The organism is Pedobacter sp., assembly GCF_039594775.1.
Taxonomy (GTDB): Bacteria; Bacteroidota; Bacteroidia; order Sphingobacteriales; family Sphingobacteriaceae; genus Pedobacter.
Genome location: NZ_JBCNMT010000002.1, coordinates 785,256 through 797,559, shown reverse-complemented (window position 1 = coordinate 797,559; position 12,304 = coordinate 785,256). Strand labels below are relative to the sequence as shown.

The following is a 12,304-nucleotide window of genomic DNA, read 5'->3' as shown; positions in this document are numbered from 1 at the left end:
CTCTCCCTAACCCTCTCCTTAAAAAGGAGAAAGAACTGGACGGTGTTAAATCATTTATGTATCGCAAATCTTCAAATATCACCTAACCATTCCCAAACGTTCCTCTCTCCCTCTGAGGGAGAGATGTCTGAAGGACAGAGAGGGTGTACTATAAAAACCTCTCCCTAACCCTCTCCTTAAAAAGGCGAGGGAACTAGGGCGTGCTAAATCATTTATGTATCGCAAATCTTCAAATATCACCTAACCATTCCCAAATGCTCCTCTCTCCCTCTGAGGGAGAGATGTCTGAAGGACAGAGAGGGTGTACTATATAAAAACCTAACCCTTCCTTAAAAAGGAGAGAGAACTGGACGGTGTTAAATCATTTCCCCTACAACCAGAAAGACCTACTCCTTTTCCAATCCTAAATGAACCACCAAATAATTCAATACTGTTTCAGGGCACTTTAGCACAGCATCATTTTCAAATCGGACGACTTGGAACCCTAGTTCCTTTAGGAAAGTATCTCTTTCATCATCGTGTAACGACTGTCCTAAGTTATCATGAACACTTCCATCCAATCAATTTAAATTTAGGACAGTAAAAATCTACCGTATATTTCACAACGGTATGTTGGCGTCTAAATTTTAATTTGTAAAATCTTCCTGCTCGCACTAAGTGCCAAAATGTAGCTTCGGCGGAAGTTTGATTTTTCCGCAGTTCTTTTCGAAAAGATTTAGCGTCCATAGGTAGTAGGATTATCTATTCTCTAATTTACACACAAGCAACTGATATTAAAAACCTTATTTATTTACTTTTGAGAAAACAGATTTTTTTTTATTAAATTTGGTTATACCTAATGATCAAACAAATGTATTTAACCGAATATTTTATCTATAGAAATATATTTAAGGTTGACAACCTTAGTATCAAATTCAAAAAACTAAGGATTTGGCTACCACTTATTCTATATCAATGCCTTTCCGCCCCTTAGAACGATACCTCCACGAACTGCAATTACCTACCGAAACTTCCTATTTAACCAGTATCAGCCAATTTTCTTTGCTATAATACCCTTTATTTCAGCACTGGTTTAGATTCTCTCCCTTTTTTCCTCGCTCCTATCCTTCTATTTGATGATTAATCCCACAAACATAAGTGGAGGCCAGAACCCACTTTAAAAAACGGGGCGTAACCGAAAAGCCTTACGATTAGGAAAACTCAATGATGAAAAACGATGAAGAAAAACTTAGCTGAATTTTTAGGCACCTTTTGGTTGGTGCTTGGAGGTTGTGGTAGCGCTGTATTAGCCGCTGCCTTTCCCAATGTAGGTATTGGACTAGTGGGCGTATCCATGGCCTTTGGTTTAACCGTACTTACTATTGCTTACGCCCTAGGACATGTTTCCGGTGCCCATTTAAACCCCGCAGTAACTGTTGGTTTGTGGGCAGGCGGCCGAATTGGCTTTAAAGACGTTTTGCCTTATATCATTTCTCAAGTTTTAGGAGGTATTGCCGCAGCAGGTGTATTATACATTATTGCTACCGGCAATGGAAGTAGCATAGGGAATTTTGCAGCAAATGGTTATGGCGAACACTCGCCCGGCGGCTACAGTATGAACTCGGCAATGGTTACGGAACTGGTGATGACCTTTATGTTCCTCATCATTATTTTAGGGGCAACCGACAACAGAGCACCTAAAGGTTTTGCGGGCATTGCTATTGGTTTGGCGCTTACACTTATCCATCTCATTAGCATTCCGGTAACCAACACTTCAGTTAACCCTGCAAGAAGCATTAGCCAAGCTCTTTTTGTTGGCGATTGGGCTTTATCTCAACTATGGCTGTTCATTGTATTCCCTATTTTGGGGGCAATTATTGCTGGCTTGGTTTACCGAGCATTTGATGCTAAAGAAAACACAGACTAATTTACTCTTATTAAATGTATACCCAAAGACTTGCGGAGCTTAAAACCTTCACAAGTCTTTTTTGTTGCCTTAATAGACCCCGATAGTTCTTTATATTTTTTTAATTTTAATACATTAAAGCAACCTAATTTAACTTCATGACCACCTTTGCTAAAGCACAATACGAATGGGTGTGCAGTTCCAGACAGGTCCTTTTTGACTACTGCACCAGTATTTCGCCACAAGATTTTGTGAACGAAAACTCCTCTTTTGGTCGTGGCGGTAGCATGAGGAACTTATTGGTACATATTGCAACTACTTATCAGTTTTGGATTGGAAATATTGCTCTGCAAAGAAATATGGCCTATGCAAGCTATTCGGACTATATCAATATTGAAGAAGTAAAGGCACTATTCAACGACATAGATTTATTAATATATAATTTTATAGATAATATAGAGCAGTTTAAAGATGAAATTGCCTACCCAAGCAACGGCGTAACCGAATTTGCTCCTGCTTTAAAACTGTTTAGCCATGTTATAACACATGAATACCATCACAAAGGACAAATACTCTCGTTAAGTAGGCATTTGGGTTATGTTCCTGTAGATACCGATATCATGAGATAACGTATATTAACGTAAATTGTAATTAAACTACCATGGGAATCAAATTAATACTAAGTGCTTTAATGACCATGTTGCTGTTAACGCAACCACAAAAAAGCAGACCCAAACTTGAGGGTATTTATAAAAGCACTTCTTGCAAAATAAGTATTCGACTAAGAGCTACAAAACAGGGATTTAGCTACCATTTAATTACACCGAAACGCAATGTAATGGGCACGGCGCTCATTAGCCATCATAATAAGCAGTATACTGTTCAATTAAAAGATTCCAACATGGACGAACCCAGTGAATTAAGAAGCAATAACTATATCTCTTTCTCCTTATCAAAAGATACCATTACCTTACAAAACACAGGCAATGCCATGAACTATTACGTTCAGCTTCAAGAATGTGATGAAAAATATATCGTCATGGTAAAGCAAAAAGATAGAACATTAAGAGATTGAAGATAGTTAAGGTAAAAATTAATGTTTCTTAACATTTTAATGATTTAAAAAAGAATAAATACCCCACAATTTAAAGTGTTTACTTAATTTGTCTTCAAATAAACTACAAAGCATACTGATGAATATTATTGAACTAAAAGAGAGAACCGACCTTGCTAACGACTTTAAACTAAACAGTTTTTACGCCCAATTTGGGTCACTTCTAAATGAGTTGAGAAAGAAGCAACTGAATGAAGAGCTGATCAAATCCATCAATGCATTGATTGAAACCATTAACGCTTCGTCAGCTACTGGAAATGATTTAAGGAAACTGATCAAACAAGCGCAAACATCTATTTTAAAACAAGTAGAAAAAGAGCATAAAATTGTCCCTAAAAACCATTACAGAAATCTTTGGATGTTACTGGGCTTTACCGCTTTTGGCTTACCTATTGGCGTGGCCTTTGGCTTAAGCGTAGGCAATATTGGTTTAATGGCTATTGGTTTACCCATTGGAATGGCTATTGGTTCTGCTATAGGTGCCTCAATGGATAAAAAAGCAGTGGCAGAAGGTAGACAATTGGATATAGAAATCAGGAATTAATTGTCATTGGATATAAAATAAACCCTCTCTGCCTTCGGCATCTCTCCCTCAAAGGGAGAGAGAAATACTTAGAAAAGTTTCCGCTAAATGAATGTTTGCAATACGTACAGAACGATTTAACAGTATCAAATGCCCTCCCCTTTTTAAGGAGAGGGCAGGAAGAAGTTTAACCTATCAACTATAAAGCAAATCTAAAGTTAGCTCCCAAAGCAAACCACCTTTTTGGTAGTGGCACCGCAGCTACTTCAATATAGTTTTTATCAAGCAAGTTGGTCACATCGGCATAAATATTCCAATTTTGCTTTCCGTATAACAAACGTACATCAGCAATGAGGTATGGATTTTTCAATTCTCTTTCTATCCATCTGCCGCCCAAGGTTAATTGCCAATTGGTGTATTTATAGATCAACCTACCTAAAGCCTGATGCTTCAAGTTCTCGACCACATATTTTGAAGTTACGTTAGAGGCGTAGCTCATTTCGCCGGCATGCAGATAATTATAGCTCAATTGGTAACTCAAACTGCTTTTACTGCTTAAACTGATAGACTGTCCGATACCCACGTTAACGCCTTGTATTTTATTATTTCCAAAGTTTTGAGGCTGATAAGGTACTGCGCTTGAATTTCTTACCCAATCAATAAAATCAGAGATGTTGCGATAGAAATATCCCCCCTGGATATTAAAACTATCTGATTTGTATTGTAGGGAAAGTTCATATTGCCAAGCATTTTCTGATTTCAGGTTAGGATTTCCGATATTCCCCGGACGTTGGTTGAGGTACAGATCGGTAAAAGAGGGTATACGTTGACTAGAGCCTACATTAAACGCAAATTTCCATTTTGGCGCAAATAAGTAGGCCATGTCTAATCCCGGAAAAGCTTGCCAACCATATTGGGTATTATAGTTCACATAGGTTCCAATGTTTAAAAGAAGGTTCTTCACTGCTTCGGTCTTATATTCTACATAAGCACCATGGTTGTATCTTTCCCTATCGCCAATATTGGTACTGTTAATGTCTTCGGAACGACTTTCCAAACCAAAGCCAAAATCGCCGATGGCAGAATTCAACGTACTGTTCAATTCTGCCGACCATACGCCTGTTTGGTGCAATGAACGAGCTCGGGTTAGATCATTGCGGAAATAACGATAATCGTCCCAATTGTAACGTGCACTCACTCGGGGACGCAAGCTAAAGTTTTTGCCCAATTGATGTGATGAACCCACGGCAAACAAAGCTGTTTCTACAATTTCAAAAGCTTCCTTATCACCAGGGGCAGCATAATATCCACTGGCACCAAAAGCATTGTTAATATAGCCACCCATCAAATTCAACTTGTTGCTTTCATTAAAATCGATATTCCCCTGATAAAAAAACTTATGGTCGTAAGTGCTACTATTATAGCGTTGTCCATTGTAATCGTTAATGCCAAACCCAACCAAGTGTTGACTTTTTTTCCCAGCCATGTTGATTGCTACCTGTGCCGCAGCACCGCCGTAAATTCCTTTACCATCACCTGCTACCTTATCTTCAAAAGAAGAACCAGCCTGAAGGTTTACGTCGATTGCAGATTGCTTACTGGCCTTGGTTACAATGTTAATGGCTCCGGTTAGGGCATTAATGCCATATACCCTTGCCGCAGGGCCTTTTAAAACTTCAATGCGTTCAATGGCGGATAAGAGTACTGGAATATTCATCGAGTGATGGGCGGTTTGAACATCAGAAATTTTTACCCCATTCAATAAAATAAGGGTCTGCTCAAAGCTTCCACCATCAATACTAATATCAGCCTGTGTGCCAAATGGTCCACGTTGGCGTACATCGGCCCCTGCAATAAAGCTCAATACTTCATTGATAGATTTTACGGGCATTTGAGCAATCTGCTCCTTGGTAATCAATTGAATATTTCGGGCTTGTTTACTAAAAGGGGTTTGCAACCTATTTTCCGAAATTACAATTTCGTTAAGCTTGGTGGTGTCCTGCTTATTTTCTTGGGCAAAAGTAAAAGTTGAAGTAAACGTAAGTATCGACAGTAAAATTTTCTTCATTGTGGTTGTTATTGCAAAGTTTAAAAGATGTAAAGTTTAGTGAGCCACCATTGGTCACCTAAATTTCTTCGCAAAACTCGTATCTTTCCGGAACATTAAAATAGTCCAGTTTCAAGAATATGAGTAGTCCGGTTGATATTCCTTTTTTAAGCTTCATCCATTTAGATAGAAATACAAAAACTCCCGTTTATTTACAGTTGGCACAACAGTTGATCAATGCCATACAACGAGGTTATTTAATGCCGGGAAGCAAAATGCCAGGCAGCCGTACCTTAAGCGAACTGTTGCAGTTACATCGTAAAACGGTGATTGCAGCCTACGAAGACCTGCACCATCAAGGTTGGATTGAAATACATGCCAACAAGGGCGCTTATGTAATGGACAATAAAAGCAAGAGCGAACGTCCCTATGATGCCCTGGTTTCTTTGGCCAATTATCCCTCAAAAACAGGTTATTCTTTTAAACAATCTAATATTTTAGACAATCCCTTTGAGCATACCAATAGTACTTATCAGTTTAATGACGGCACTCCCGATATTCGCTTAACGCAGGTTAATTACCTATCCAGTTTGTACAGCGCCTCTATGAAAAGAAAGAACATTCATAAAAAAATGGTTGCTGGGAGTTTACAGGACGGCATTTATTTTAAGGAGCAACTCAGTAATTACCTGAACAGTTCCCGTGGCCTGCACATTTCCAAACACAATTTATTGATCACCAGAAGTACCGAAATGAGTCTTTACATTATTGCCCAGCTTTTAATTGAATCGGGCGATTTGGTTATGGTGGGCGAACTAAGTTTATTTACGGCCAATATGATTTTCCATAAAGCTGGCGCCAAGGTCAATACCTTACGTGTGGATGAACAGGGAATTGATGTTGAACAATTGGAAGAAAAGCTGAAAACCACTAAAATCAGGTTGGTCTACATCACTCCACATCACCACTATCCCACTACTGTAGCCTTAAGCGCCCAACGGCGTATCAAACTTTTGCAATTGGCACAGGAACATGGCTTTATCATTATTGAGGATGACTATGATTATGACTTTCAATATGAAAAAAGTACAATTATGCCATTGGCCAGTGCTGATATTAACGGAATGGTGATCTATGTGGGCTCCTTCGGTAAATCGCTGGTACCCTCGTTCAGTACTGGCTTTGTGGTAGCGCCGCAGAACTTTATCAATGAAATGCAGAAATACATGGGCATTTTAGACCGACAGGGGGATGTAGTGATGGAGCAGGTTTTGGGAGAGATGATTGCCGAGGGCGACATCCACCGCCACCTTAAAAAGTCGCTAAAAGTATATCAGGAGCGTAGAAATAATTGCTGTGCATTGCTGGCCAAACATTTTGGGCATCAGCTTTCATTTACCTTACCTACTGGGGGCTTAGCCGTGTGGCTGGAATGGAATACACCTATTTCTTTGTTGAAACTGGCCAAAGATTGTCAAGCAAAGGACTTGTTCATTCCCAAAAACATTCTTTACCAAAACAAAAACCTTATTGCCATGCGCATGGGCTTTGGGCATTTAACAACAGATGAGATGGAAAGGAGTTTAGAGATTATGAGTGGTTGTTTAGTTGGTTAGTTTGTTAGTTCGTTCAATGGTTCATTAGCTCATTGCTTTATTAACAAACTCTGCTGTCATTCAGAGCGCATCGATGAATCTCACAATTTAACTATTAATTAAATATACCACCTAAGACACCTTAGTTCATTTTAGAGGATTTAGACCTCCGATAGTTGTTCGGTTGATTAGTTTAATTATTTCATTGGTTAACTAGTATTCACCACGTCGTCATTTCGATGAGGAAGCATAACGAAGAGAAATCTAACGATTTACCATACTAATATTATTAGGCTTACAATATGGGAATTCGAGTAAATTTTTCATATTTACCGTCGATTTACCAAAACATACAATTCATGTTAAAAAAAGGCGAACATATAGAAGGCATACCTGCAGAGCTTGAAGAACTACTTAAAGCAAGTAAAGAGGCAGCGACTTCTTCGAAACATTAACCAAATCATACAAACAAGGTTATTGCGATTGGGTAGGCTCTGCTAAACAAGAAGCAACCAGAAAAACTCGTGCAGAAAAGGCTTTGTTAATGTTGCTTAACAAGCAAAAAACACTAAAAACGGTATAACATCTGCTGTTCAATATTTGGTGCTATCGGCAACTAAACATCTTCTACATACTTGGTCGTGCCCAACTCGATTGGATATCCTAATGCCATAATACGCTTCATAACCTGTAGATTAAATTTCTCATCATGAAAGTATCTCCATAAAAATTCATTCTTAGAAGTCATTTCCATTTCAATAGCTTTTATTGTATTAGATAACTATTTAGGATGGTATTTTTTATAAAGTTGTTCCTCTGCTATTCTCAGCTCCTCGTTCTTTACAGATGAATTGACCTCTAAACTGTTAAGATTAATACTAATTAAAGTCACGTAAATAAGAGGAAAAACAATCAGCTGTAGAAAAAGATATATTGATGTTAATGTTACCAAAATCTTATTACTAGTGGTGATAAAAAATACAGGTAGTAAAGATAAAAAAAGCATTCCAATAAATAGCGTACCATTCGGAACAATCATAATAATTAAACTACATGTTATTGCCGTAAGCATTAAAAACAATAATTTAATTCTTTTTCGTCTTCGGGTGTCAATATTCAGATTTTGAATACTATCCAAATCTCTATCCTCATCTGGTAAAAATATTTTTCGCATATTAATCAAGTCTGCTACATACCTAAATGATACGAGTATCAATTCGCTAATCTACCTTAAGACATCTATTCAATTATAATTGCTGGAACTATTTTCTGTAAACCTACCCTAGTATTCATCATTTTACATAGATATTACTCTTTTATGCGGTAATTAATAAGACAACAAAGTTGAAAGATATTCCCATCCTAAATTGTCATCTGATTTTAAAACGCCTATAACACTAAACTCGGTCTCATTTTTAATTAGATGCCAATTCTGTTTGCCCTCTAATGTAATTCTAACAGCTTCATTGAGAATTTTCGGGTTAATTGGTATTATTGCCAATCTTAATATTTCAGTATCATTATATACACTGCCTATCAAATCCTGATTTCTTTTAACACAATCATTTGCTTCTTTTAAAGTCATACTATATAAAAATACATGGCTTCCGCCATGTATCAAACTTCTGTTACGCTAGTTACCATCCAAGTATTTGGATTATCGCTTACCTTATCTATATCAACGTTATAGGTTTTACCCTTATAATCTACGTTTCTTATCGTTACAACCCTATCATCTGTTAAACAAACAGAGTCAGTTGATTTCGCAATAGCAATCTTTTTTATTTGCTCTCTATCATTTTCAGATATCATTTCTATTTAATTAATTAACAAAAACTATTTCAAATACGCTGTCATTCCTCTTTTTAGAATTTCGACAGTTTCTTTCTTAAACGTTAGGCTACTTTCCTTAAAACAATCTAATAGTGCATAATTAGCAGCATATTCGAATGGATTTTGTCGATGTGCTGTGCAGTCTAGAGCAGCATCATTTACTTCAAATTGCAATCTAATATCTTCACCTTTAAGCGCAGAGACATATCTTACAAAAAATGCAAAGCTTTTCTCTATCTCAGTTTTAAAGTTAGAATGCAGTGATGTTAAATCGGTAACATTCCATATAACTTGACTTCTTAAATAATTATCTTCCATAGAACCATAAATCTTTAGTTCTATATAAGCTATACTTTCGTGTTTCTTAAAAAGTGCCTTACCAATTAATGGTTGCAAGTTCCATTCAATAACTTTTGAATTTATTTTATTAAATAAATAATAAGTAAAGCCAGATGTTATATTAGAAACCATCGTCATAAAATTTAGTAAAACTAACAAAAAGAGTTTTAAAAAGAAATGAAGATAAAACCTAAGTCCTATCCCCATCATCTAAATTAACGCTCTCTTACCATATGTAGAATATTTTTCCAATATTAGATTTATGATTTTAGAATGAGCTTTCACTTTTTCGGCTGAAGTATGGGGTACTGTTTCAGATTGGGTTATGATAGCTGTTACAGCTTTCACACTATATTATCTTAGGCAGACTCTAAAGTTGTAGATTATTCCAAAACTGGCCACTGCTTTTTTTGCAAACTGGCCACATCTAACGCCGCAAACTGGCACTGATTTTCGCTAAAAAGTGTTCAATCGACTGATTTTAAGATGATTTAAGACTGTTCAAGCCTGTTCTGGAACAAGGTGTTGTTCGATGGTCGAAATCGATTCTTGGTGGAGGAAACACAGCTTTAAAAGAAAATCAAAATCGGACATCTTATTTGTTTCTGGGCTGTTATTCTTTGGGTGCTTCTGGCAGCCCGTAAGGGCTTTTGCAAAGCAAAAGGAGCATTTCCAAAGATTATTGACAAGGGTGAAATAGAGGGGCAACAAGAATCTGGTATTCTCTGAGCGGTAAGAGTCAAGCTACAAATCCATATCACCTACTGAACAGCTTGGAACGTACTGGCATGGATAGTATTCCCGAAATACACAGTACCATCTTCAAATGTTATATTATATCGAACAATCCATTTGTCTACCTGCTTAGCTTGTTTATCTTTGTACGATTTCGGATGAATATAAGGTTGAGAATATTTGAAAGTTGCCATAAATGATTAAATTTTTTGTCCCTTATTTTGTCCCTTATTTTAACAAAAGCATTCAAATAATAACAATAAACAATGTCAGACGAAAAAATAATCTTTTCAATGGCGGGAGTGAGCAAAATCTATCCGCCACAAAAACAGGTTTTAAAAAATATATACTTATCCTTCTTTTACGGCGCCAAAATTGGTGTTGTAGGTTTAAACGGTTCAGGTAAATCGTCCCTATTAAAAATCATTGCAGGCTTAGATAAATCTATCCAAGGCGAAGTGGTATTTTCTCCAGGTTACTCGGTAGGCTATTTAGCACAGGAACCAGAACTAGACCCAGAAAAAACCGTACGTGAAGTGGTAGAAGAAGGCGTAGCCGAAATTACGGCCATCCTTAAAGAATACGAAGAAATTAACGAAGCCTTTGGATTAGAAGAAAACTACTCCGATGCCGATAAAATGGATAAATTGATGCAGCGCCAAGGCGAACTGCAAGACAAAATTGATGCTTCTAACGCTTGGGAACTAGACAACAAGCTAGAGCGTGCCATGGATGCCTTACGTTGCCCTGATCCCGACACCAAGATCAGTGTATTATCGGGTGGTGAGCGCCGCCGTGTGGCCATGTGCCGTTTATTGCTACAATCGCCAGATGTATTGTTGTTAGATGAGCCTACCAACCACTTGGATGCCGAAAGTATCGACTGGTTAGAGCAGTTCTTACAAAACTACGAGGGCACTGTAATTGCCGTAACCCACGATAGATACTTCTTGGATAACGTTGCCGGTTGGATTTTAGAACTTGACCGTGGCGAAGGTATTCCATGGAAAGGCAACTATTCATCGTGGTTAGACCAAAAAGCTAAACGTTTAGCACAAGAAGAAAAAACCGAAAGCAAACGTCAAAAAGCATTGGAGCGTGAGCTGGAGTGGGTGCGTATGGCCCCTAAAGCACGTCATGCCAAATCAAAGGCACGTTTGTCTAACTACGACAAACTAGCCAGCGAGGACGGAAGAGAGCGTGAAGAAAAATTAGAATTATTTATTCCTGCGGGACCTCGTTTAGGTAACGTGGTGATCGAAGCTAACCATATCTCAAAAGCTTATGACGGTAAACTGTTGTTCGAAGACCTGAGCTTTTCCCTGCCGCCAGCGGGCATTGTAGGTATTATTGGACCAAATGGTGCAGGTAAAACCACTTTATTCCGTTTAATTACCGGTCAAGAGCAACCAGACAATGGCGATTTCAAGGTTGGTGAAACAGTAAAGTTAGGCTACGTAGACCAAATGCACAATGACCTTGATCCTGATAAAACGGTTTACGAAAACATTACCGACGGCTTGGACAATATGTTGTTGGGCAACAAACAGGTAAACTCAAGAGCTTACGTGTCTAAATTTAACTTTAATGGAGCCGACCAACAAAAGAAAGTTGGCGTACTGTCGGGTGGTGAACGTAACCGCGTACACTTGGCCATCACCTTAAAAGAAGGTGCCAATGTTTTATTGCTGGATGAGCCTACGAACGATATCGACGTAAACACTTTACGTGCTTTGGAAGAAGCTTTAGAAAACTTTGGGGGTTGCGCCGTGGTCATTAGTCACGACAGATGGTTCCTAGACCGTATTTGTACGCACATTCTAGCCTTCGAGGGCGATTCGCAAGTGTATTTCTTTGAAGGTAACTATTCTGATTACGAGGAAAACCGTAAGAAACGTTTAGGCGATGTTACCCCTAAAAGAATTAGATATAAAAAACTGGGATAAGGAATTTCTCAAACTTATCTTAAAGAAGGCGTCTAAAAAAGGCGCCTTTTTTGTTTCTAGTGCAATTGTCTTTTTTGAAGCGCAAATGTACTTCCCATCAAATACCGATAGTCCCGCCATGCATTACAAGTCCGCACTCGCTTCGCTCCCTTACGGGCTTTTCATTGCTGTCGGGGCTAAAAACAAAGGGTAATGCCTTTCCTGTCATTCCGAGAGTAACGAGGAATCTCTGAAGCATATCATAAAACACTTAGATTAATCTTATTAAACGAATTAGATTTGTTAGA

General features: G+C 38.0%; 12 protein-coding genes and 1 pseudogene. 7 read left to right on the top strand and 6 right to left on the bottom strand.

Going from position 1 to position 12,304, the window contains the following annotated elements:
• Positions 1-386 precede the first annotated feature (386 nt).
• Positions 387-726, bottom strand: a pseudogene (locus ABDV71_RS09480) (DUF559 domain-containing protein).
• Positions 727-1,216: 490 nt separating this feature from the next.
• Between ABDV71_RS09480 and aqpZ the strand changes: the two are divergent.
• The 4 genes from aqpZ to ABDV71_RS09460 all read left to right on the top strand — a co-directional run bounded on the left by aqpZ (position 1,217) and on the right by ABDV71_RS09460 (position 3,543).
• Entirely contained in the window at positions 1,217-1,906 is a 690-nt protein-coding gene (aqpZ, locus tag ABDV71_RS09475) for an aquaporin Z (RefSeq protein WP_343532204.1), read from the top strand.
• A 137-nt stretch (positions 1,907-2,043) separates the two neighbouring features.
• On the top strand, positions 2,044-2,514 hold the full coding sequence (locus ABDV71_RS09470) for a DinB family protein (protein ID WP_343532203.1): 471 nt from the start codon (positions 2,044-2,046) through the stop codon (positions 2,512-2,514).
• Between the two features lie 32 nt (positions 2,515-2,546).
• Positions 2,547-2,960 (top strand): hypothetical protein, encoded by a 414-nt coding sequence (locus tag ABDV71_RS09465; protein ID WP_343532202.1) that lies wholly within the window; start codon positions 2,547-2,549, stop codon positions 2,958-2,960.
• Between the two features lie 118 nt (positions 2,961-3,078).
• On the top strand, positions 3,079-3,543 hold the full coding sequence (locus tag ABDV71_RS09460; RefSeq protein ID WP_343532201.1) for a hypothetical protein: 465 nt from the start codon (positions 3,079-3,081) through the stop codon (positions 3,541-3,543).
• A gap of 178 nt (positions 3,544-3,721) precedes the next feature.
• Here the strand turns inward: ABDV71_RS09460 and ABDV71_RS09455 are convergent, their stop codons facing one another.
• Positions 3,722-5,590, bottom strand: a complete 1,869-nt coding sequence (locus tag ABDV71_RS09455) for a TonB-dependent receptor (RefSeq protein WP_343532200.1) — start codon at positions 5,588-5,590, stop codon at positions 3,722-3,724.
• A gap of 119 nt (positions 5,591-5,709) precedes the next feature.
• Here ABDV71_RS09455 and ABDV71_RS09450 point away from each other — a divergent pair, with 119 nt between their 5' ends.
• Entirely contained in the window at positions 5,710-7,185 is a 1,476-nt protein-coding gene (locus ABDV71_RS09450) for a PLP-dependent aminotransferase family protein (RefSeq protein ID WP_343532199.1), read from the top strand.
• Between the two features lie 1,306 nt (positions 7,186-8,491).
• Here the strand turns inward: ABDV71_RS09450 and ABDV71_RS09445 are convergent.
• The 4 genes from ABDV71_RS09445 to ABDV71_RS09430 all read right to left on the bottom strand — a co-directional run bounded on the left by ABDV71_RS09445 (position 8,492) and on the right by ABDV71_RS09430 (position 10,265).
• Complete coding sequence (locus ABDV71_RS09445) at positions 8,492-8,749, bottom strand: hypothetical protein (RefSeq protein WP_343532198.1); 258 nt, start codon at positions 8,747-8,749, stop codon at positions 8,492-8,494.
• A gap of 32 nt (positions 8,750-8,781) precedes the next feature.
• Positions 8,782-8,976: a hypothetical protein gene (locus ABDV71_RS09440; RefSeq protein ID WP_343532197.1), complete on the bottom strand. Its 195-nt coding sequence runs from the start codon at positions 8,974-8,976 to the stop codon at positions 8,782-8,784.
• A 24-nt stretch (positions 8,977-9,000) separates the two neighbouring features.
• Entirely contained in the window at positions 9,001-9,468 is a 468-nt protein-coding gene (locus ABDV71_RS09435; protein ID WP_343532196.1) for a hypothetical protein, read from the bottom strand.
• A 629-nt stretch (positions 9,469-10,097) separates the two neighbouring features.
• On the bottom strand, positions 10,098-10,265 hold the full coding sequence (locus tag ABDV71_RS09430) for a hypothetical protein (RefSeq protein WP_343532195.1): 168 nt from the start codon (positions 10,263-10,265) through the stop codon (positions 10,098-10,100).
• A 72-nt stretch (positions 10,266-10,337) separates the two neighbouring features.
• On the opposite strand from ABDV71_RS09430, the gene ettA reads away from it, so the two are divergent.
• The gene (ettA, locus tag ABDV71_RS09425) at positions 10,338-12,017 is read left to right on the top strand and encodes an energy-dependent translational throttle protein EttA (RefSeq protein ID WP_343532194.1); all 1,680 of its coding nucleotides are present in this window, start codon (positions 10,338-10,340) and stop codon (positions 12,015-12,017) included.
• Positions 11,977-12,210, top strand: a complete 234-nt coding sequence (locus ABDV71_RS09420; protein WP_343532211.1) for a hypothetical protein — start codon at positions 11,977-11,979, stop codon at positions 12,208-12,210. Before ettA ends, ABDV71_RS09420 begins: the two co-directional genes overlap by 41 nt.
• Positions 12,211-12,304: the final 94 nt, after the last annotated feature.